Source organism: Collinsella sp. 1033st1_E11_1033SCRN_220408 (genome assembly GCF_039062465.1).
In the GTDB taxonomy this organism is placed as follows: Bacteria; Actinomycetota; Coriobacteriia; order Coriobacteriales; family Atopobiaceae; genus Parolsenella.
This window is the reverse complement of record NZ_JBCLNF010000002.1, coordinates 212,993-233,005: the sequence shown is the minus strand read 5'-3', so window position 1 is coordinate 233,005 and position 20,013 is coordinate 212,993. Positions and strand designations below refer to the sequence as shown.

Sequence of the window (20,013 nt, the reverse complement as noted above, 5' to 3'; positions counted from 1 at the left end):
AAGGGGGTGCCCTTCGCCATGGCACAGAGAACGTTCTACGACGTGCTTGGCGTCAAGAAAGACGCCACTGCCGACGAGATCAAGAAGGCATTCCGCAAGCTCGCGGTGAAGTATCACCCCGATGCCGGCGGAGACGAGCAGAAGTTCAAGGAGATCAGCGAGGCGTACGAGACCCTCTCTGACGATAAGAAGCGCCGTGAGTACGATCAGATGCTCATGTTCGGTGGCATTCCCGGGGGTGGCTACGGCGCTCCGGGTGGCGGCTACTCGTACACCACGAATGTGGGCGGCAACTGGTCTGACATCTTCAACAACGTGAGGAGCGGAGACGGCGCCTTCGGAGCCAACTTCGATTTCTCCCAGATATTCGGCGGTGCCGCGGGTGCCTCTCAGGCGCGCAGGTCGATGCGTGGTGGCGATTTGACGCTCACCATCAGCCTCACTCCGGAGGAGGCCTTCAAGGGCACGAGCCGCGATGTCTCTTACATGGTTCCGTCATCCGGCGAGCGCGCGAAGCTCACCGTGAAGGTGCCGGCGGGAGCCTATGACGGCATGAAGCTTCGTTACCATGACCGTGGTGAGTACGGTAGGAACGGCGGCGGTCGTGGCGACCTCGTCATCACGACGAGTGTCGCGGAGCACCCGATCTTCAAGCGCGATGGTGCGGACGTGAAGATGGAGCTTCCCATGAGCATGTGGGATCTCGCTCTGGGCACTTCGGTTGACGTTCCCACGCCTTCCGGGGCCACGGTGCGCCTGCGCGTTCCGGCGGGCACTCAGGATGGCCGCACCTTCCGCTTCCGTGACCTGGGAGCTCCCAGCGTGAAGCGCAAGGGCTCGTGGGGTGCCTTGTTCGTCACCATTCGCGCCAAGGTCCCGACTCGCCTCACCACCAAGGAGCGCGATGCGCTCGAGGCTCTTCGCGACGCGGACGAGCGCAGCTATCATGCCGAGGTGGACAAGTACATCGGCGCCAAGGAGTAGGGACGCTAGAGAGAAGCCGCCCGCCAGCGACGCCCGGCGGGCTCTGGGAGAGGGAGGGCCACCATGGCCCACAAGAAAGAGGAGAGCCGCAACAAGCCGCTCTACATGATCAGTGTCGCCGCCGAGCTCACGGGCATGCATCCGCAGACGCTGCGCGTCTACGAGCAGAAGGGCCTTGTGAACCCCGGCCGCTCTCGCGGCAACACCCGCCTGTACTCCCAGGCTGACATCGAGCGCCTTGAGCTCATCGGCCGTCTCACTGACGAGGGCATTAACCTCGCCGGTGTGGTGCGCATCCTCGACATGCGCGAACACGAGGAGGAGATGGAGCACGAGATTGACGAGCTCCGCGACCGTGTGCGCGAGCTCGAGGACCAGGTGCGCGAGTTCAAGACCCGCGAGCGCATCACAGCCCTTGCCCCTTACGAGGGCATGACGCCTGAGAAGGTCATGCGCGGCCTTCTCGGCGGCAATGTCGAGAGGCCACAAGACGAATAGCGCCTCCAAGATATCCGCAACACCAGGCCGCGGCGCCCCTCCCGGGTGCCGCGGCCTTGCTATCCGCGCGACCTGCAAAAGGGACAGTCCCTTTTGCAGGTTGAGTTGACAAAGGGACAGTCCCTTTGTCAACTTGCGAATCCTGCGTGTTACAAGGTTAGGAAATCTATAACGCACGCACTTAGATTTATGTTTGCGCGCGGTGCTCGCGGGGTACAATCAACAACGATAAACAGCGAGCCCACCGCGAGGATACCGTCGCGGCGGGCACCCAAGAGAGGTGATAACTATGAGGCTAGATAAAATGGCCGTCACGGCCCAGGAGGCTCTTCAGGCCGCCATCGGCATCGCCTCGGATGCGCAGGCTGGCTCCGTCGAGTCCATCCACCTGCTCAAGGCCCTGCTCGACTCCGGGGAGCGCAACCTGAGCTCCATCATCGAGCGTGTCGGGGCGGACCCTGACGCCGTCGCGAAGGCGGTCGATGACCAGATTGCGCGCGAGCCCAAGGTAAGCGGTTCGGGCCAGCAGGTTGGTCTCGCCAACGAATTCGTCAAGGTCGTTGACGCCGCGGAGAAGCTCGCCACCAAGATGGGTGACTCCTATGTCACGAGCGAGCACCTCCTCTGCGCCCTTGCGGACGATCGCTCTGATGCCGGCCGCATCCTCAAGGACGCGGGCCTCACGGGCAAGCGCATCCAGGAGGCCTACAACGACCTCCGCGGTGACGAGCGTGTGACCAGCCAGGATTCCAAGCCGGAGTTCGAGGCGCTCGAGCGATACGGCCGCAACGTGACGGACCTCGCCCGCCAGGGCAAGCTCGACCCGGTCATCGGCCGTGTCGAGGAGATCCGCCGCACCATCCAGGTGCTCTCGCGCCGCACCAAGAACAACCCCGTGCTCATCGGCGAGCCCGGCGTGGGCAAGACCGCCATCGTCGAGGGTCTCGCGGAGCGTATCGTTGCAGGCGACGTCCCTTCCACGCTGAAGGATAAGGAGCTTGTTGAGCTCGACATGAGCGCCCTGGTTGCCGGCGCCAAGTACCGTGGTGAGTTCGAGGATCGTCTCAAGAGCGTGCTCAAGGAGGTCGCCAAGGCAGACGGCCGCGTCATTCTGTTCATCGATGAGCTCCACACCATCGTCGGCGCGGGCGCGACCGAGGGCTCCATGGATGCCGGCAACATCCTGAAGCCGGCCTTGGCCCGCGGCGAGCTCCACGCGATTGGTGCCACGACGCTCGATGAGTACCGCAAGTACATCGAGAAGGACGCCGCCCTCGCCCGTCGTTTCCAGACGGTGCTCGTGTCGGAGCCCACGGTGGAAGACACTATCTCCATCCTGCGCGGTCTGAAGGAGAAGTACGAGATGCACCACGGCGTGCGCATTACCGACGCCGCCCTCGTCTCCGCCGCAGACCTCTCCAACCGCTACATCGCGGACCGCTTCCTCCCTGACAAGGCGATTGACCTGGTCGACGAGGCGGCGAGCCGTCTGCGCATGGAGCTTGACAGCATGCCCTCTGACATCGACGCCGTCGACCGTCAACTCACCCAGATGCAGATCGAGGAGCAGGCCCTCATGAAGGAGGAGGACGCTGCCAGCAAGGAGCGCCTCGAGACCCTCCGCAAGGAGATTGCCACCACCCGCGAGAAGCTCGATGGCATGAAGGCCAAGTGGCAGAACGAGAAGGGCGCTATCGACCAGGTGCAGGACCTCAAGCGCCAGATTGATGACGCCAAGACCGAGGAGGAGCGCGCCACCCGCGCGGGCGACCTCGCCCACGCCTCGGAGCTCCGCTACTCCACGATCCCAGACCTGCAGAGGCGCTATGACGAGGCGGAGGCGGCCCTTACCGCCAAGCAGCAGGAGGGCGGCCTTCTCAAGGAGGAGGTCACGAGCGAGGAGATCGCCGAGGTCGTGAGCGCCTGGACCGGCGTGCCCGTGTCGAAGATGATGCAGGGCGAGGTCGAGAAGCTCCAGAACCTCGAGGCGGAGCTGCACAAACGCGTTGTGGGCCAGGACGCCGCTGTGAACGCGGTCGCCGCGGCCGTGCGCCGCAGCCGCGCCGGCCTCGCGGACCCGAACCGCCCGCTCGGCAGCTTCTTCTTCCTCGGCCCCACCGGCGTCGGCAAGACCGAGCTCGCGAAGGCGCTCGCGGACTACCTGTTCGATGACGAGCGCGCCCTCGTGCGCATCGACATGTCTGAGTACATGGAGAAGTTCAGCGTCCAGCGCCTCATCGGTGCCCCTCCCGGATACGTGGGCTATGACGAGGGCGGCCAGCTGACCGAGGCCGTGCGCCGTCGCCCGTACTCCGTCATCCTCATGGACGAGATGGAGAAGGCGCACCCTGACGTCTTCAACATCCTTCTGCAGGTGCTTGATGATGGCCGTCTGACTGATGGCCAGGGTCGTGTCGTGAGCTTCAAGAACACGATCATCATCATGACGAGCAACGTTGGCAGCCAGGTGATCGCCGCGGGCGAGCAGAACGGAGAAGACAAGGCCGTCGTCGACAGGAAGGTCAATGACGCCCTTCGCGCCACCTTCAAGCCGGAGTTCCTGAACCGTATCGATGACATCGTCGTCTTCCATCCGCTTGGCCTGGCAGATATCGAGAAGATCGTGGACATCCAGCTCAAGGGCGTTCGCGAGCGCCTCGACAATGAGCGCATCTCGCTTACGCTCACGCCTGCCGCGATCGAGGCGCTGGCGCTCGATGGCCTCGACCCGGTCTATGGCGCGCGTCCGCTCAAGCGCCTGATTCAGCGCCAGGTCGTGGATAACGTCGCCAACCTCATCATTGCCGGCGAGCTCCACGAGGGTGACTCGGTTAAGATCGATGTCCGCGGCAACAACGAGTTCTTCGCCGAGCGCGTCGCCGCGTCAGACGTACCCGTCACGGCAGATGAGGTGGAGTAGTGGCAACCCCGGACGAGCCCATGGAGATTCCCGCGTCGCAGGCGGGTGCGCCCGTCGCGCAGCCCGAGACGCGTAAGACTCCCGTGACCGACCCCTTCCTTCGCCCGGAGAACGAGGATGACGACGGCTACGACCCCTTCTCGGATCGCAGGCCGACGCCCGAGCCCCTCTTCGAGCGCGACCCGTGGTCGTAGTGAGGAGGCGTCTCCGCTGCCCCCGCGCCGCGGCGCCGCATCCACCGCTTTCCCGCGGCCCGTGGCCTCGCAGCCGCGGCGCTGCATCCACCGCGCACCCGCGGTTCGTGGTCTCGCAGCCGCTGCGCCCATTAGGGCCGTAACACATAAGAGAGCCCGTCAGACCGGTTTGTGCGCCGGCTGGCGGGCTCTTTGCATAAAAAGGCGTAGGGAGGGGTAGGAGGTACTTGCTGGCCAAACGTCTGATCGCCGGCACGTCGCGCCTCTGTCCCGCCGCTTCAGCGGGGCGAAGTCCTTAAATGGCGATGACTTGCCTGACGCCTGACGTATAAAACGAAAACGTTCCCACATATTTGGAATGCCGGCGTGTCACCCCTTGTTCTGGTCGCGAGCTCTTCGTCTTAGGGAGTAACATGGCCGCCAAAGCTGCTGAGCGTAGCGCGTGTGAGCCCTTCAAGCCCCCAACCCTCACTTTCGAGGATGGCGTGCGCGGGTCTTGTCCGCATTTCAGCATCGCCATTCCGGACGGCTTCGTCCTCGACGGTTCCCCGACGGACGGGTCCGCCTTTGTGGCCACGTCCCGGGACGAGGCGAGTCCCATTCGGGTGATATCCGGCGTCGCGACGCCCGTCCCTCTTGAGGATCTTCTCCAGTTCGACAAGTCCGGGTTCATCGAGCTCTACTATGCCTACGCCCGACTCCTCGTGCTTGACGTGCAAGAGCCGGGCTGGCGTTTTCTTGACGAGCGTGTCGTCGAGGCACAGGGCTGCTCCGTGCTCGTCACACGGTTCTCAGTCGTCGATTCTGAAGACCAAGTCTATTGGCTCCAGCCAATCAACCACTACCCCGATTATGGCATCCGCGTGGATGTGAGGCGGGGATGGGATGGCGCGGAGCCGCTGATGCCGCTCGTCGACCAGCTCGTCTCTGGCGTCAGCGTGGACGAGTGGAAGACCAGCGACCTCGTCTATGACCTCAATCGCGCCCGCAGTGAGGTCGTTGATCCTGCGCGCTTCGGCGAGATATGCCAGTCCCTCTTCCGTTTGCTCAACAGCTGTCGCCAGATGCACCATGCGGCTGACCAAGCCCAGCACCTCTCGGTCGCGGGCAATCTGATCACCGCCGACCTCATGGCCGTGGTCGTTTCCGGCATCGAGGAGTGCGGCGAGCGCACCCTTCCGTACGTGGAGGCATGTGTCGAGGCGTACGAGGCCCAACTCGGGCTCGGCGTCGACGACGAGACAATCCGCGCCGAGGGCCACGACGTGCTCTCCCTGCTAGGTTGTTTGCTGGTCAAGTTCGAGCCCGATGGGCGCGAGGAGGCGGAGTACATGCGCGAGCATGGTCCCATCGAGGTTCCCGACAGGTTCTGGGAGCTCTCTGACCGTATCGCCGCCGTCCTTGGAAGTCTCGCCTAGCCAGGCCCTCGTCCCCGCATACACAACCTGCGTGCGCAGACCTTGTATGCGGCCTGCGCATGCAAACAGGGGCTACATTCTGCGATGGTGCCCCTGAGCCTGCCTATGTGAGCGACATCGGCGCGACGGGAAGCCCTCGCCCTGCTTCGCGGACGCTTGCCTAGAGCGTCGGGTTCGCCTTCATGATACGAGGCCTCAGGGTCTTGCCCACGGCGAGGCGATAGCCCTCGGTCATCTCGATGGTCTTCCTGAGGAGGTCCTGCGCCTCCGCGTCATGGACGTCGACGAGCGACATGGACATGCGGAGGTCGACCGCGAGGAGCTCGTCGAGCTCGCCGTCGAGATAGCTGGACTCAATGCAGCGAATCATCTCGTTGAACGCTCCCTGAGAGAGCGTGACGGCAATCTTGAGCTTGGTAATGTCACAGCTGCCGGTCTTGCGTGCCAAGATCTTCGAGAGCTGCTCGTGCTGGACGCGGACCTCGTCGTCAGAGACCTCGGGGTACGCGATGATGTCGACGTAGAAGCGACGGAGACGCTCGTTGCGATGAAGGCAATCGACGAGCAGATACTCGAGGATGCAGTAGGCAAGAGCCGGATCGTCCGTTGGGAAGCGACGCTCCACGGCTTCGCGCAATGCCTCGACGTACTCGTGGTAAATGGCAGCAACAAGTCCGCCGCGGCTACCAAAGTGATATCCGACGAGTCCTCGCTGGACTCCCGCCTCTCGGCAGATGATGGCGTCGGACACTGAAGAGACACCCTGTTCGTAGAAGAGCGTACGGGCGGTGTTCTTGATGCTTTCCTTGGTGGCATCTCCCACCGCGTAGGTTCCCATATCAACTCCTTATAGCTCTACGGGGCGCCGCTATTGTATAGCACGCGGCGCCCCGTAGGCCAAGCTTATGCGATCTGTGGGCGATTCACCTGCGTGCGATTAGCACATCATGACGAGCGCGAGGCCACCAAAGCAGATTCCGCAGCCGATGATGCGGGAGATCGTGACGCGCTCCTTGTAGAAGATTGCGCCGATGGCAAGCAGGCAGACGGCGAGGATAACGTAGAGGACCAGGCAAGCGACGGAGACGTCCCAGCCGGCGCGGTACTGCAGAAGGATGGCGAGCTCCATGAGGACGAGGGAGAGGCCCATGGCGGGGGCTGACCAGTTGCACTTCTTGATGGCGCGGCCGTAGTTCTTATCCTTTGCGGTGGTGAAGAAGAAGATGAAGGAGGCGGCGCAGCAGGTTGCGTAAGTAAGGAACACGGAGGCGACGGCGTTGACGTCTGTCGGGGTGAGCTTGGCCACGATGTTGTAGGCCACGTTCACGAAGATCATCAGGATGACGGGGAAGAGGAATGCGAAGCCCGTCTTCTTAGCGGTTTCGGTCATGGTAGTTTCCTCTCGGTTGCTCGACTTGGTTAAGCCTCGGCGTCGTAGGCGATACGGCCGTTGACGAGCGTCAGCTGCGACTCGGTGATCTGGATGTCCTTGGGATCACAAGTGAACAGGTTGTGATCGAAAACGACGACGTCTGCGAACTTGCCGCACTCGAGGGAGCCCTTGATTCCCTCCTTGTTGAGCTGATAGGCGCCACCCCAGGTGAAGGCCCACAGAGCCTCGGAGACGGAAATCTTCTGCTCGGGATGGATGCCGCCGACGGGCAGGCCGTCGTTGAAGGTGCGCTGGGTGGAACGGAAGACCTGGTCGAGCTTGCCAGCGAAGCCGACCGGGGAGTCGGAGCTGAAGGAGATGTAGTCGCAGTTGTCGAACATGGAGCGGTTGGCCCAGGCGTACTTGTAGACAGCGTCTCCGAACGTCTTGCGATAGAAGTCGGTCTCGTACGTAGGCGTCGGGGCGAGCATGTCGGGCTGCAGCGCGGCGACAACGCCGAGCTCACGGAAGCGCGGGAAGTCCTTGGGGCTCACGGTGTCGCAGTGGGTGATGCAGTTGCGCTGGCCCTGGACATAGCCTGCCTTGACGGCCTCCTCGAAGCAATCAAGGGCGTATTCGACGGTGCGGGTGCCGCAGGCGTGGACGTGAACCGGCATGCCGGTCTCCTCGCAGGCGAGGATGCGGCGCCTGAACTCCTCGGGCTCGAGCAGGCAGCCACCGGAGGTGGAGGGATCGTCAGCGTAGGGCTCGCACATCCAGGCGGTGTGGGCTCCGCCGACGCCGTCACCGATGACCTTGAAGCCCCAGAAGGTGATGAAGTCCTCGATGTTGGGATAACGCTCGGCCATCTTCTGAGCGATCTCGATGAAGTCGGGGTTGTCATTGATCATGGTGCAGGTGTTGACGCGGAGATTGAGCTTGCCCTGTTCCTGAAGGTCCTCGAGGGCCTCGTACCAGGTCTCGGGGGTGTCGAAGGCGTCCCAGACCTCGGTGACGCCGCGGCGGTTGAGCAACTCGATGGTCTCGAGGAGCTTGCCCGCGCGGACGGCGGGGTCGGAGATGGCGCGCTTGAGGACGTCGGGCTCGATGTTGAGGGCTGCGGACTCCTCGAGGTAGCCGGTCGGCTCGCCGTTCTCGTCACGCCAGATGCGGCCGCCGATGGGATCGGGGGTCTCGGCGGTGATCTCGAGCTCGTCGAGGGCCTTCTGGTTCAGCCAAGCGCAGTGGGTGTCGATGTCGAGCAGGAAGGCGGGGTTGTCAGGCAGGGCCTCGGTCAGCAGATCCTTGGTGGGAACCTTGCAGCCGGGCCAGTTGGCCTGGTGCCATCCGAAGCCGATGACCCAGTGGGAATCCGGGTTGGCCTCGTGCCAGGCCTTGCAGTTGGCGACGCACTCCTCCTCGGTGCCGATGTAGCGAAGCACCGGGCCGCTCTCGCAGAGAACGGTGTTCTCGAGGTGGAGGTGAGCGTCGCAGAGAGCGGGCATGAGGAGCTTGTCATCGCCGTAGCGGCGGATAACGGTGTCGGGACCGGCAAGAGCCTCAATCTGCTCGGGGGTGCCAACGGCGACGATGCGCTCGCCGCTGATCGCGATGCCGCCGGCGGCGGGTATCTCGTCGCGGCTGATGCCGCGCCACATGGCGCCTGCGAGGATGACCATGTCGATACGGTTGCTCATTGTGCTCTCCTTAAGTTTGGAAAAGGGGAGGTACGCGGGGAAGAAGGGGGCACGCGGGGAAGGGACTCCTTCGCCTCATCACGTTATTTGGGGTTCCGACCCCGCGTACCAGGGGGTGCATGCTCGCTTTAGGACTCGTATTCAACAGCCTCTTCCTCAACAGCCTCTTCCGCACCCTCGACTGCCTTCTCGGGGCGGTTGACGACGTAAAGGCCAAGCAGGCAGACTGCGATGCCGGCGATCTTCATTGCGTCGAGGGACTCATTCCAGAGGAGGACGCCAACAACGACGAGGGCAAGGGAGACAGAGATGTTGCCTACGAGAGTGCCGACGCTGATGTCCCAACCGACGCGATAAAGCAGGATGATCGCGACATCGCAGCCTACGATGCACAAACCGAGGGCGTAGGAAGCCCAGTTTGCCTTAGCGAACTCGGCGAAGATGTTTCCGCCACCGGAGGTGACCATGTAGATCACGAAGGTGGCAGCCATGCCGGCCGCATAGGTGAGGGTGAGGGACGCGAAGGTGTCCGCGTCATCGGGAGTCGACTTGGCGAAGACGTTGTACAGGATGTTACCCAACACGCCGATTCCCAGGGGAACGTAGAACATGATGCCTTCCATAGATTCTCCTTTGTTGATGATGGGCCTTCCATGACTGAGGACAATGTAAAGGAGGATTTTGAAGGTGTAAATATTGACGCTGCAAAATTTCACGGCGTGAAAATCGAATATCGAGCCGATCAAAATGAAATCTGTGCAGCGAGATGTGCAGAAAAGGGCAGGTAAACTGTTTGCCAGCTTTGAGGTGTTATTGGTTTGCAGCGGAGGATTGGTCGCTTCTCCGAATTGACAAACAGTCGGCAAGCGGTTGAAAAACTGAGATGAGCGCTATCTGTCTAGATCTCTTCTGAAATCAAAATTATGGCACAGCGCAAATACAACTTCGAAGTAACAAAAATCGAATTCAGGCAGAGCCGTCATCGCCTCGCGTGGGCGACAGGCTAAGGCGAAGGCCCGGCTCCGGTGTGATTCGGAGCCGGGCCCTTCGCTTCTGGTCAGTTTGCGGTGCGCCGTTGGGCTTGGTGCATACGATTCGTGGCGCCGTTGGGCTCGACGGATGTGTGAGCTCCTGTGTCCTACTTGGACCAGAAAATGATGAGCAGGATCGCAACGATGGCCACCACGACGATGCTGACAACCACGATGTGGCGCTTCTGCTCCTTTTCATGCGAGCCGAAGATCTCGCGGTTGCCTTTTGGAACGGAGAGATACTGGCCGTACTTGAGCTCTTGGCGCACCTTCTCCTGCTGGGAGCGGGAGTGGCGATAGACACCCCTTGAGGGCGCGACGCGATTCTTGAGCGTGTAGCTCGAATCGAAGGAGTAGTTGTTCTCGTAGGCCTCGTCCGCCTGGAGGTCATTCACGGGCGGCTGGCGGCGATGAGGCTTGGGTTGACGCACGTACGCGGGGCGCCCCTCGCTATCTCGCTCAAAAGACTCCTGCGAATATGCGGGACGCTCCTCTTGGCCCTCCCCAGAGGGCTCCTGTGCCTCGGCGCCCATGGCGTCGATTTCATCCGTGGAATTGCGGTCTTGATCGTTCGTCATTCCAGTCCCCTTTTGGAGCATGTCTCAGTCCCTGTGAGTGTACCCCCTCAGGGTTGGTATGGCTCAATTTCTCATGACCTTTACCCATGCCAGGATACTGCCGCGCGTACGTCTCGACGCGAATGCGCCGCGTGGGCGTGGCGTTGGAGCGGGGAGGGGAGGGCGGCGGAGCGACGGAAGCTTGCGCTGGCTCTTGTTCGCTTATGAGACCTTATATAGACAGACTTAGATTTTATTAGCAAAAAAGACTAAGAAATCTTGTATTGACGTGTTTAGAAACAATCGTCGCGGGAACATATACCAGCGACACAAGGGGCACAGGCAATGCGAGGTGCCCACAACCACAAAAGGAGTGGTAACCATGGCAAGCATGATTCCGTATGATCGTTACAACCGTCTCGCGCGTGTGGCCTTCCCGTTCGATGACGTCTTTGACAGCTTCCTCGCTCCGGCCACTGCGGCGGCAGACTTCAAGATGGATGTCGAGGATGCTGGCGATGCCTATGTGGTCAGCGCTCACGTTCCTGGCGTCACGCGCGATCAGATTGACGTCGAGCTCAACGAGGGCCGTCTTTCCATCACGGTTGATAAGAAGGACTCTGACGAGCAGAAGGCAAAGAACTATCTGCAGCGTGAGACCGGCGAGTACACCTGCACGCGCGGCGTCTTCCTGAAGGATGCTGCTACGAGTGGCTTGTCCGCCAAGCTCGCCGACGGCGTCCTGACCGTCAACGTCCCGAAGCAGGACGAGAAGGCCAACGTAACCAAGGTCTCCATCGACTAGATGGGCTCAGTCACGCTAGGCTCGCAACGTAGCGAGTGCGATTTTTTGAGGAGGGGCTGTCGCTTAGGCGGCGGCCCCTCTTTTTATGACTAATCTGGAATGGATAACACGAGGTAGAGCGTTTGCGTAAGCAAACATTAGTTCGATTTAGTGTCAGATAGGGGCTGTATCCTCTGTCTATCAGAGGCCAAGAGATGGGAGATGGTATGCGCGACATCACGATCACGTCTGATGGATGCACGGTTCTGGCAAGGCGTTGCTCTTCTCGGGAGACGGTCCAGATGGGCCTTGTCGAGAAGCCAGAAGGTGTGCTTGTCGTTTGCCGTACGGAGGGCGATACCACACTTGATGTCTATGATGCGCCGTGGCATATCGGCTGCGCGTGCGTGACGGCCCAGAATCTCCCTGCGCTCATTGAGGTGCTGGCTGGTCCTCTCCCCAGCGTTGAGAGGACACTGCCCGCACTGCTCACGGCGCTCTTCGCGGATGATGAGGTGCAGTTTTCGGATCTCCTCGACATCCTTGATGCGGCGAAGGTGCCCTATGCCTATCGAGCGTTTGGTCCGGATGCAACGGCGGTTCGCCTTGAGGGAGACGAGGCGCTGATGGGGGCCTTGTTCGACTAGCCGCTTGCGATAGGCTGCTTGCTGGGTCCGTGCGTGGGCGTGATTGGCAGTCCGGCCGAGTCCCCTGGCGCTTTCCTAGGCCAGGGGAGGCTCGGCTCTATTCGGGATGAGGCGCCTCAGCTCGCCTCAGCTCTATTCGCCTCGGCCCAATTCGAGCCGGAAGATGGCTTTGCTGCGATACACAAAAAAGCAGGTGGCCGTCCGAAGACAACCACCTGCGTCTTTTTAATGGTGCGGCATATAGGATTCGAACCTATGACCTTTTGATTCGTAGTCAAACGCTCTATCCAGCTGAGCTAATGCCGCAGCGCAGTTAGATATACTCGCATTCGACCTACCCTTCGTCAAGTACTTTTTCGAAATTCAGTAAAAAATTTTTGAGCAACGCCCTTGAGCAGGGGTTTTCCAATCGGACACCAATGGCTGATCTTGAGGGAGAATAGAAGTCGCGTGTCTTTGCGTCCGTAGTGGGTTCATCTTTGTTGGGAATCTCGTATGGCGAGCATGACACGCGGGCGTTTGGGTATGCATGCTTATCGGATTAACAGTCCGTTCAATACGTTGGAAGGAAGACTCTATGGCTATTAACGAGAACGTCGCCAAGGTGCTTGAGGACCAGATTAACAAGGAGCTCTATAGCGCCTACCTCTATCTCACCTTCGCTGACTACTACGAGGACCGCGGCCTCAAGGGCTTTGCCAACTGGTACATGATCCAGGTCCAGGAGGAGACGGACCACGCTAAGGCTCTTCGTCGCTACCTGCTCGACAATGATTACAAGCCCACGATGGAGGCCATCGACAAGCCCGACAAGACCTTCTCCAACGACCTCGAGCCGCTCGAGGCCGGCCTTGAGCACGAGGAGTACGTTACGAGCCTCATCCACCACTGCTACGAGGTCGCCCAGGAGGCCCACGACATTCGCGCCATGCAGATGCTCGACTGGTTCGTGAAGGAGCAGGGCGAGGAAGAGGCCAACGCGCGCGACATGATCAGCAACATGAAGCTCTTCGGCACTGACCCCAAGGGCCTGTACGATCTTGATCGCGAGTACGCCACGCGCACTTATATCGCGCAGACCACGCTGCCGATGTAGTCTCTGCCGCCACTGCCTCGTGCCGCTCGGGCGCCGTGCCACGGCGCTCGCTCCGCATGTGCCATACTGGGCGACATGGATATCGCTCATGACACCAATATCGCCCGCCCGACGGCGCCCAAGCGCGTCGTCGGGCGTTTTGCGCCCACGCCGTCCGGGCGCATGCATCTGGGAAACGTTGCGTCGTGTCTCTTGGCGTGGCTGTCGGCTCGCTCTGCAGGCGGGCGTATGATCCTCCGCATCGAGGACCTCGACCCTCGCGCTCAGAGTCGCGAGGCAGCCCGGCTCATCATGGATGACCTGAACTGGCTTGGCCTTGACTGGGACGAGGGCCCCTTCTGGCAGAGCGAACGCGCCGAGGTCTACGCCGCCGCGATCGACCGCCTCGGCGGCAGCGGCATAGAGGCCGGTTCGAAGGGCCTGCGGCTCACGTATCCATGCTTCTGCACCCGCAGCGAGCTCCATGCGGCGACGGCGCCCCATGCGAGCGACGGCACCTACGTCTATGCCGGTACGTGTCGTGGCCTTTCCGCCGATGAGGTTGCGGCGCGAGCTGCCGTGCGTCCCCCGGCGACGCGCCTGCGAGTGCCCGATGCCGCCGATCCGGCGGGCACCATCGACTTCTGTGACCTCGCCTATGGGGCGCAACGCGAGGTGCTGGCACACGAGTGCGGGGACTTTCTCGTACGGAGAAGCGACGGCGTGGTCGCCTATCAGCTTGCCGTGGTGGTCGATGACGCGGAGATGGGCGTCACGCAGGTGGTCCGCGGGCGTGACCTGTTGGGTTCCGCGCCTCGTCAGATGTATCTCCAGAGCCTGCTGGGCTATGGCAATCCGGAGTATGGCCACGTGCCGCTGCTTGTGGCGCCGGACGGCCGCCGCCTCTCCAAGCGCGAGCGAGACCTCGATCTGGGCGCTCTCCGCGAGCGTTTCGAGACCCCCGGTCCTCTGATTGGCGCCATCGCGAGCCGTCTGGGCCTTGCCGAGGTGGGGGAGAGCCTGACTGCGGATGCCCTCGTGCCCCGTTTTTCGTGGGGGACGGTCGCCAGTCATCGCGAGGATATCGTGGTGGACGAAGACTTCTTGTCTTTCGTGTGAGGAAACCCTTGCAGTTTTGCCGGTGTGAGGTATGATTCTCTAGCACCTTTTACGGAGAGCTGACCGAGAGGCCGAAGGTGCTCGCCTGCTAAGCGAGTATACCCCCCAAGGGTATCTGGGGTTCGAATCCCCAGCTCTCCGCCAGAACGCGCAGCCCCGCAGGGATTCGTCCCCGCGGGGCTTTTCTTTTGCGCCGATGCGCTGTGCTGGCCCGTGTCGTCGTGCTGTGGCCCTCAACCGTACCGGGCCACCGCCGTGGGTGCCGATTCGCGTCGCCGCACTGGGCGGCTGCCATGTTCCCACCCGCAGGCTGACGTCGCCCTCCATCGGGTACCATGTGGCCAACACTGGCCCGTTCAAGGGAGCCACATGGCTATGTCTTGCAAGAGGTGGCGCGGGGCTGCCGGGGCGCTTGTCCCCGTCATCGTGCTTCTCGCACTTGCCCTCGTCCTCGCGCCCACGCCGGCGCAGGCGCGCGAGTATTCGATTGACGAGGTTGTTGGGGACCTAACCGTCAACACGGACGGGTCGATTACGGTCGCCGAGGAGCGAACCTTCGACTTCGACGGATCCTTCCATGGCGTCTACTGGAACCTCTCGAAGCGCGGGCCCGTTGCCACCACCAACTCTGGTGACGTGAGCATTACCAACATCACGGTGGAGGACCTATCCTCTCCCGAGCTGGGTAGCTTCATCGAGTCTGATTCGGGGGCTGACGGCACCTATCAGCTCACGGATAGCGGCAGCGCGCTCAAGGTGAAGATCTTCTCCTCGCACGAGGACGAATCCGCCACGGTGCGCATCACCTACACCGTCACCAACGTGGTCAACGCCTGGGCCGATACCGGCGAACTCTACTGGAAGCTCGTCTCGAACGGCTGGGACGTGCCCTCTGATAACGTCACCTATCGCGTTCATCTTCCCGTCCCCGCTGGTGAGACGGTGCGTCCCGAGGATAACGTCCGCGCCTGGGGCCATGGCCCGCTCGACGCGTCGCTCGCCTTCGACGGCAACGAGATCGTCTACGCCATTCCCGGCGTGGGAACGAGCGAGTACGCCGAGGCCCGCGTGACCTTCCCGGTCGAGTGGCTCACGGGCATGGTGCCCAGCTCCATCGAGCACATGTCTTCGATCCTGCGTGACGAGCAGCGCTGGGCAGACGAGGCGAACGAGCGCCGCGAGCGCGCCCGCCTCGAGCTTGCGATCTTCGGGACCGTGGGTGGCGTCTCGATCGCGGCGACGGGAGGCCTGACGCTCTTCCTGACGAGGCGTTATAAGCGCATGCGCAGGAAGGCCTTCCCAGACGAGTACTTCCGCGACGTCCCCTCCGCAGACCATCCCGCCGTGCTCGGCGCGTTGCTGAAGGGCGGCAAGGTCTCGAACGAGTGCTTCACCGCCACGCTTATGAAGCTCACGGACGATGGCATCATCGGCCTTGACCTCATCTGCGATAGCAAGGGTAGGGCGAAGGACTATCAGATCACCCGCAGCACGCGCGTTGCGACCGATCCTATCGATGACGCCGCGATGCATCTCATGTTTGACGTCGTGGCACCCCGCGGCAAGGACCGCAAAATGAGCACGGCTCCCGCCGCCGGCTATTCCACGCTGCGATTCTCGGATTTCAAGCGTGCCGCCAAGAAGGCACCCGCCACCTATAGCGAGGCCCTGGGCGACTGGGAGCACGAGGTCAAGGCGGCTGCGGAGAAACGAGGCTTCTTCAATGGCGAAGAGGTGACCGGCCGTGTTCCCCTCGCCATCTTCTCCGTGCTGTTTGGCCTGGTGGGCATGGTCTGCGGCGTTGCGCTCTTGGCTGATGACGCCATCTTGGCGGGCATTGCCGTGCTCGTGCTCTCTATCGTGGCGATGACGGTCGGCATCATCGTGTGCGCCAGGCTCGCGCCGATGTCTCGCGAGGGCATGGAGCTTGCGGGCAAGCTTGAGGCCCTCAAACGCTGGCTCAAGGACTTCACGCTGCTCAACGAGGCGGTGCCTCGCGACGTCGCCCTGTGGGATCGCCTGCTCGTCATGGCCGTCGTCCTCGGGGTGGCGGATCGCGTGATCGAGCAGCTCAAGGTCGCGGCGCCCGAGGTCCTCGCAAGCCCGTACTTCTACAGCTACTGCTGGCTCCACGACTACGGCTATGCCGGCCTCGACAGACCCGCCAGCTGCCTCACCACGGACTTCGGCAGCGCCCACAACGTAAGCACTGCTGCCCTCGCCGCGTCTTCCTCGAGCTCCGGCGGCGGTGGCGGCGGTGGATTCTCCGGCGGTGGCGGCGGAGGCGGAGGCGGTGGCGGCGGTGGCGGCGCGTTCTAACGTGCCCGCGCGTCCACGCGACCTTTGTTGAGCGACCGGCGCGCCTGGTGCATCAGGCGCGCCGGTCGTGTTCGTGCTCTCTGGCGCTCGCGAGGTTGCGCGGCCTGCGGGATTCCACATCCGGCACGCTGGTCGCGCTTGCGTTCTCTGGCGCCTAGGCTCTGCCTCCGTAGACAAAGTAGTGCTCCGGGGCGCCAGACACCATGCCGGGGCGATCCGCGAGCCTCTCGAGGCCAAGGTGCTCGTAGAAGGACCAATCGCAGTCCGTGTCCGTGACGAGCCAATAGCGCTCCGCACCGTGGCGGCGGAAGTGGTCGAGCGCCCGGTCGATGAGGCGCTTGCCAAGGCCGTGGCCGCGCGCCTCCGTGCTGACTACGAGCAGGAGAATGCGCGGAATCGAGCCGAGGTCCGCCTCGGCGCGCATCTCCTTTGTGGCGCGGATTTCATCGAGGTAGATGGGTTCGGTGGGCTCGACGTTGTCCGGGTGCTCCGCGCGCTCGCGTGCTGCCGTGAGGAGCTCCTCGGCGCGCTTGCGGGCCTCCGCGCCAACGTGCCCGAAATGCTCGGCCGTCTCTGCGCTCGTGTGGGTGCCGTGCGTCACGATGACGCCAACCATCTTGCCATTGAGCAGGGCCTTTACGCCCCACGTCATCTCCTGGAGATAGGCGGCGATCTCATCGGTCGCCATGAGGCGTGCCACACGGTCGCGCTCGGAGTCATCGAGCCATGTGCCCTCCATGGAGGCGCTCGTCATGTCCCCCAGCCCGTCGGGCGAATACCAGGCGTCCGCGGCAAGGCCTGCGATGTCGTCTAGGTCATCTCCGGTGAGTGGTTCGAACGTGATGCCGTCGCCAAACAAAGCCATAATTCCTCCGTTTCGGGTGCTATTCCAAAAGCCTACCCGTTTTTCACGTTCTCGACGGGCGAGAAGGCGCCGCATGCGTCACAATGAAGCGTTGGGAGTTGAAACCACGGGCATCCCCCAGCGACCGCCTTCGGGCGCCGCGCGTGTTCGGCGGAGGCCGCTCCCGGACTGCTAGCAATCAACGAGGAGGTTTCATGGCACAGGGTTCCATCAAGAGGGCGCTCGTCTCGGTCACCGACAAGACCGGTGTCGTCGAGTTCGTCAAGACGCTCGAGGATGAGTTCGGCGTCGAGGTGATTTCTACCGGCGGCACGGCCCGCGTGCTCGCGGACGCCGGCGTCAATGTCGTCCCCATCGAGCAGTACACGGGATTCCCCGAGATGATGGATGGTCGCGTCAAGACCCTGCACCCCAAGGTGCACGGCGGCCTTCTTGCCCGCCGCGATGACGAGAAGCACATGGCCGAGGCCGCGGAGCACGGCATCGGCATGATCGACCTCGTCGTCGTCAACCTCTATGAGTTCGAGAAGACCGTCGCCAAGCCCGACGTCACCTTCGCGGACGCCATCGAGCACATCGACATCGGTGGCCCCTCCATGCTCCGTTCCGCCGCCAAGAACGCTGACGCCGTGACCGTCGTCAGCGACCCGGCGGACTACGACGCCGTCCTCGCCGAGATGCGCGCCAACGACGGCGCCACCACGCTCGAGACCCGCCGTCGCCTGCAGCTGAAGGTCTACCAAACCACCGCCGCCTATGACACGGCCATCGCCGCCTGGCTGGGCGAGCAGGCCGCCAAGGCTTCCGCCGAGGGCGAGGCCACGAGCGCCTTCCCCGAGAAGTTCGTGCTCACCGCCACCAAGGAGCAGGACCTCCGCTACGGCGAGAACCCGCAGCAGGCTGCCGCCTTCTACGTGAGCCCGGACGCGCCGGAGCACTCGCTTGCCCGCGCCGAGCAGATCCAGGGCAAGCCGCTCTCCTACAACAACATCCTCGATGCCGACGCCGCCTGGGCGGCCGTCCGCGAGTTCGACGAGCCCGCGGTGGTCATCCTCAAGCATCAGAATCCGTGTGGCTCCGCCACCGCCGCGGATGTCACCGAGGCCTATGACCGCGCCTTCGCCTGCGACCCCATCTCCGCCTATGGCGGCATCATCGCCGTCAACCGTGAGGTGCCCCTGTCGCTGTGCGAGCACTTCGCCGACGTGAACAAGCAGTTTGTCGAGGTCATGATTGCCCCGAGCTACACGCCCGAGGCCCTCGAGCGCCTCTCCAGGCGCAAGAACATGCGCGTGCTTGCCACCGGTGGCGTCGACCGCACGATTGGCCACGAGGTCCGCACCGTCGACGGCGGTGTCCTCGTCCAGGACATCGACCACGTGAGTGAGGACCCCGCGACCTTCACGGTGCCCACCAAGCGCAAGCCCACGGACGCCGAGATGGATGACCTGCTGTTCGCCTGGCGCGTCTGCAAGGCCGTGAAGTCCAACGCCATCCTCGTCGCCAAGGGCCGCGCCGGCATCGGCATGGGTCCCGGCCAGCCCAACCGCACGGACTCCGCCCGCATCGCCTGCGAGCGCGCCGAGGCCGCCTGCGAGCGCATGGGTGTCTCGACCGAGGGCATGGTCGCCGCGTCCGACGCCTTCCTGCCGTTCCGCGATGACGTCGACGTCCTCGCCGAGCACGGTATCACCGCGATCATCCAGCCCGGCGGCTCCATCCGCGACGAGGAGTCCATCCAGGCCTGCGACGAGCACGGCATCGCCATGGTCTTCACCGGTACCAGGCACTTCCGCCACTAGTAGCTGGTGGTAGTCCGGCGGGCTTCGGCCCGCCGGCATTTTGTTTGGGGGAGCGTTGCCCAAGATCTATGTCATAGAGGATGACGAGGGCATCCGCGTCGAGCTCGTCCGCATGCTCGAGCGCGAGGGCTTTGAGGCGGAGGCGTGCGAGGACTTCTCCCGCGCCGCCGAGCTTGCCCTCGCTGCCGCCCCGGACCTCGTTCTTCTCGATCTCACGCTTCCGGGTACGGATGGCCAGCTCATCTGCCGCGAGATCCGCGCCGCCTCCTCAGTCCCGGTCATCGTGCTCACGAGCCGCGTGACCGAGGCGGACGAGGTGGTCTCCATGACGCTGGGCGCGGATGACTTCGTGCCCAAGCCCTATAGCCCCCGCGTGCTCGTGGCTCACATCCAGGCCTTGCTGCGCCGCGCGGGCCAGGCTGCGACGCCCGCCTCGACCATCGAGCGCGGGGCCGTGACGCTCGACCTCTCCCGCTCCTGCGCCGCCGCGAACGGCAAGACCGTCGAGCTCACCAAGAACGAGATGCGCATCCTGGGCCTGCTCATGCGCCGTTCCCCCGCAATCGTCTCGCGCGAGGACCTCATGCGCGAGCTCTGGGACTCAGACGCTTTTGTCGATGACAACACGCTTACGGTCAACGTCAACCGCCTCCGCGCCCAGCTCGCGAGGGTGGGCGTCGAGGGGTTCCTGGTCACGCACCGCGGCCAGGGCTATTCGGTCCAGGCGTAGC

General features: G+C 63.0%; 19 protein-coding genes and 2 tRNA genes. 14 read left to right on the top strand and 7 right to left on the bottom strand.

The window, feature by feature from the left end; all coding sequences use genetic code 11:
- Positions 1-18: 18 nt before the first annotated feature.
- The 5 genes from ABCN07_RS03020 (at position 19) to ABCN07_RS03000 (ending at position 6,014) form a co-directional block, all read left to right on the top strand.
- The gene (locus ABCN07_RS03020) at positions 19-984 is read left to right on the top strand and encodes a DnaJ C-terminal domain-containing protein (RefSeq protein ID WP_343005315.1); all 966 of its coding nucleotides are present in this window, start codon (positions 19-21) and stop codon (positions 982-984) included.
- Positions 985-1,047: 63 nt separating this feature from the next.
- Positions 1,048-1,482: a MerR family transcriptional regulator gene (locus ABCN07_RS03015; RefSeq protein ID WP_343005314.1), complete on the top strand. Its 435-nt coding sequence runs from the start codon at positions 1,048-1,050 to the stop codon at positions 1,480-1,482.
- Positions 1,483-1,771: 289 nt separating this feature from the next.
- Positions 1,772-4,402: an ATP-dependent chaperone ClpB gene (gene clpB, locus ABCN07_RS03010; RefSeq protein WP_343005313.1), complete on the top strand. Its 2,631-nt coding sequence runs from the start codon at positions 1,772-1,774 to the stop codon at positions 4,400-4,402.
- Positions 4,402-4,596: a hypothetical protein gene (locus tag ABCN07_RS03005; protein WP_343005312.1), complete on the top strand. Its 195-nt coding sequence runs from the start codon at positions 4,402-4,404 to the stop codon at positions 4,594-4,596. Before clpB ends, ABCN07_RS03005 begins: the two co-directional genes overlap by 1 nt.
- Before the next feature lie 413 nt (positions 4,597-5,009).
- On the top strand, positions 5,010-6,014 hold the full coding sequence (locus ABCN07_RS03000) for a hypothetical protein (RefSeq protein WP_343005311.1): 1,005 nt from the start codon (positions 5,010-5,012) through the stop codon (positions 6,012-6,014).
- Between the two features lie 160 nt (positions 6,015-6,174).
- On the opposite strand, the gene ABCN07_RS02995 is transcribed toward ABCN07_RS03000, so the two are convergent.
- From ABCN07_RS02995 to ABCN07_RS02980, 4 genes are all read right to left on the bottom strand, one after another.
- On the bottom strand, positions 6,175-6,852 hold the full coding sequence (locus ABCN07_RS02995; RefSeq protein WP_343005310.1) for a TetR/AcrR family transcriptional regulator: 678 nt from the start codon (positions 6,850-6,852) through the stop codon (positions 6,175-6,177).
- A gap of 99 nt (positions 6,853-6,951) precedes the next feature.
- Positions 6,952-7,404 carry an EamA family transporter gene (locus tag ABCN07_RS02990; protein WP_320680671.1) on the bottom strand — a complete coding sequence of 151 codons (453 nt, stop codon included), beginning with the start codon at positions 7,402-7,404 and terminating at the stop codon, positions 6,952-6,954.
- A gap of 29 nt (positions 7,405-7,433) precedes the next feature.
- Positions 7,434-9,083 (bottom strand): amidohydrolase, encoded by a 1,650-nt coding sequence (locus tag ABCN07_RS02985; RefSeq protein WP_343005309.1) that lies wholly within the window; start codon positions 9,081-9,083, stop codon positions 7,434-7,436.
- Between the two features lie 128 nt (positions 9,084-9,211).
- A complete protein-coding gene (locus tag ABCN07_RS02980; RefSeq protein ID WP_330029415.1) occupies positions 9,212-9,706 on the bottom strand; it encodes a hypothetical protein in 495 nt (164 codons plus the stop codon).
- A gap of 30 nt (positions 9,707-9,736) precedes the next feature.
- On the opposite strand from ABCN07_RS02980, the gene ABCN07_RS02975 reads away from it, so the two are divergent.
- Positions 9,737-9,871 carry a hypothetical protein gene (locus tag ABCN07_RS02975; RefSeq protein ID WP_343005308.1) on the top strand — a complete coding sequence of 45 codons (135 nt, stop codon included), beginning with the start codon at positions 9,737-9,739 and terminating at the stop codon, positions 9,869-9,871.
- A gap of 350 nt (positions 9,872-10,221) precedes the next feature.
- Here the strand turns inward: ABCN07_RS02975 and ABCN07_RS02970 are convergent, their stop codons facing one another.
- Positions 10,222-10,692 (bottom strand): hypothetical protein, encoded by a 471-nt coding sequence (locus ABCN07_RS02970; protein ID WP_343005307.1) that lies wholly within the window; start codon positions 10,690-10,692, stop codon positions 10,222-10,224.
- Between the two features lie 361 nt (positions 10,693-11,053).
- On the opposite strand from ABCN07_RS02970, the gene ABCN07_RS02965 reads away from it, so the two are divergent.
- Complete coding sequence (locus tag ABCN07_RS02965; protein ID WP_320680662.1) at positions 11,054-11,476, top strand: Hsp20 family protein; 423 nt, start codon at positions 11,054-11,056, stop codon at positions 11,474-11,476.
- 206 nt (positions 11,477-11,682) lie between these two features.
- Positions 11,683-12,102, top strand: a complete 420-nt coding sequence (locus ABCN07_RS02960; RefSeq protein ID WP_343005306.1) for a hypothetical protein — start codon at positions 11,683-11,685, stop codon at positions 12,100-12,102.
- Between the two features lie 229 nt (positions 12,103-12,331).
- Here the strand turns inward: ABCN07_RS02960 and ABCN07_RS02955 are convergent.
- A tRNA-Arg gene (locus tag ABCN07_RS02955) sits at positions 12,332-12,408 on the bottom strand.
- A gap of 271 nt (positions 12,409-12,679) precedes the next feature.
- Between ABCN07_RS02955 and ABCN07_RS02950 the strand changes: the two genes are divergently transcribed.
- The 4 genes from ABCN07_RS02950 to ABCN07_RS02935 all read left to right on the top strand — a co-directional run bounded on the left by ABCN07_RS02950 (position 12,680) and on the right by ABCN07_RS02935 (position 16,615).
- Positions 12,680-13,198 (top strand): ferritin, encoded by a 519-nt coding sequence (locus ABCN07_RS02950; RefSeq protein WP_293814735.1) that lies wholly within the window; start codon positions 12,680-12,682, stop codon positions 13,196-13,198.
- Positions 13,199-13,273: 75 nt separating this feature from the next.
- Positions 13,274-14,296, top strand: a complete 1,023-nt coding sequence (gene gluQRS / locus ABCN07_RS02945; RefSeq protein ID WP_343005305.1) for a tRNA glutamyl-Q(34) synthetase GluQRS — start codon at positions 13,274-13,276, stop codon at positions 14,294-14,296.
- 53 nt (positions 14,297-14,349) lie between these two features.
- Positions 14,350-14,440, top strand: a tRNA-Ser gene (locus ABCN07_RS02940).
- 225 nt (positions 14,441-14,665) lie between these two features.
- Positions 14,666-16,615, top strand: coding sequence for a DUF2207 domain-containing protein (locus tag ABCN07_RS02935; RefSeq protein ID WP_343005304.1), 1,950 nt, complete (start codon positions 14,666-14,668; stop codon positions 16,613-16,615).
- A 154-nt stretch (positions 16,616-16,769) separates the two neighbouring features.
- Here ABCN07_RS02935 and ABCN07_RS02930 read toward each other — a convergent pair whose 3' ends face one another.
- Positions 16,770-17,480 carry a GNAT family N-acetyltransferase gene (locus tag ABCN07_RS02930; RefSeq protein WP_343005303.1) on the bottom strand — a complete coding sequence of 237 codons (711 nt, stop codon included), beginning with the start codon at positions 17,478-17,480 and terminating at the stop codon, positions 16,770-16,772.
- Between the two features lie 194 nt (positions 17,481-17,674).
- Between ABCN07_RS02930 and purH the strand changes: the two genes are divergently transcribed.
- Complete coding sequence (gene purH / locus ABCN07_RS02925) at positions 17,675-19,282, top strand: bifunctional phosphoribosylaminoimidazolecarboxamide formyltransferase/IMP cyclohydrolase (protein WP_343005302.1); 1,608 nt, start codon at positions 17,675-17,677, stop codon at positions 19,280-19,282.
- Positions 19,283-19,337: 55 nt separating this feature from the next.
- Complete coding sequence (locus ABCN07_RS02920) at positions 19,338-20,012, top strand: response regulator transcription factor (protein WP_343005301.1); 675 nt, start codon at positions 19,338-19,340, stop codon at positions 20,010-20,012.
- The last annotated feature ends 1 nt before the right edge of the window (position 20,013 follow it).

Coding starts and splice junctions, on each gene's coding strand:
- ABCN07_RS03020 (WP_343005315.1), top strand. CDS start 19: ATGGCACAGAGAACGTTCTACGACGTGCTTGGCGTCAAGAAAGACGCC.
- ABCN07_RS03015 (WP_343005314.1), top strand. CDS start 1,048: ATGGCCCACAAGAAAGAGGAGAGCCGCAACAAGCCGCTCTACATGATC.
- clpB (WP_343005313.1), top strand. CDS start 1,772: ATGAGGCTAGATAAAATGGCCGTCACGGCCCAGGAGGCTCTTCAGGCC.
- ABCN07_RS03000 (WP_343005311.1), top strand. CDS start 5,010: ATGGCCGCCAAAGCTGCTGAGCGTAGCGCGTGTGAGCCCTTCAAGCCC.
- ABCN07_RS02995 (WP_343005310.1), bottom strand. CDS start 6,852: ATGGGAACCTACGCGGTGGGAGATGCCACCAAGGAAAGCATCAAGAAC.
- ABCN07_RS02990 (WP_320680671.1), bottom strand. CDS start 7,404: ATGACCGAAACCGCTAAGAAGACGGGCTTCGCATTCCTCTTCCCCGTC.
- ABCN07_RS02985 (WP_343005309.1), bottom strand. CDS start 9,083: ATGAGCAACCGTATCGACATGGTCATCCTCGCAGGCGCCATGTGGCGC.
- ABCN07_RS02980 (WP_330029415.1), bottom strand. CDS start 9,706: ATGGAAGGCATCATGTTCTACGTTCCCCTGGGAATCGGCGTGTTGGGT.
- ABCN07_RS02975 (WP_343005308.1), top strand. CDS start 9,737: ATGACTGAGGACAATGTAAAGGAGGATTTTGAAGGTGTAAATATTGAC.
- ABCN07_RS02970 (WP_343005307.1), bottom strand. CDS start 10,692: ATGACGAACGATCAAGACCGCAATTCCACGGATGAAATCGACGCCATG.
- ABCN07_RS02965 (WP_320680662.1), top strand. CDS start 11,054: ATGGCAAGCATGATTCCGTATGATCGTTACAACCGTCTCGCGCGTGTG.
- ABCN07_RS02960 (WP_343005306.1), top strand. CDS start 11,683: ATGCGCGACATCACGATCACGTCTGATGGATGCACGGTTCTGGCAAGG.
- ABCN07_RS02950 (WP_293814735.1), top strand. CDS start 12,680: ATGGCTATTAACGAGAACGTCGCCAAGGTGCTTGAGGACCAGATTAAC.
- gluQRS (WP_343005305.1), top strand. CDS start 13,274: ATGGATATCGCTCATGACACCAATATCGCCCGCCCGACGGCGCCCAAG.
- ABCN07_RS02935 (WP_343005304.1), top strand. CDS start 14,666: ATGGCTATGTCTTGCAAGAGGTGGCGCGGGGCTGCCGGGGCGCTTGTC.
- ABCN07_RS02930 (WP_343005303.1), bottom strand. CDS start 17,480: ATGGCTTTGTTTGGCGACGGCATCACGTTCGAACCACTCACCGGAGAT.
- purH (WP_343005302.1), top strand. CDS start 17,675: ATGGCACAGGGTTCCATCAAGAGGGCGCTCGTCTCGGTCACCGACAAG.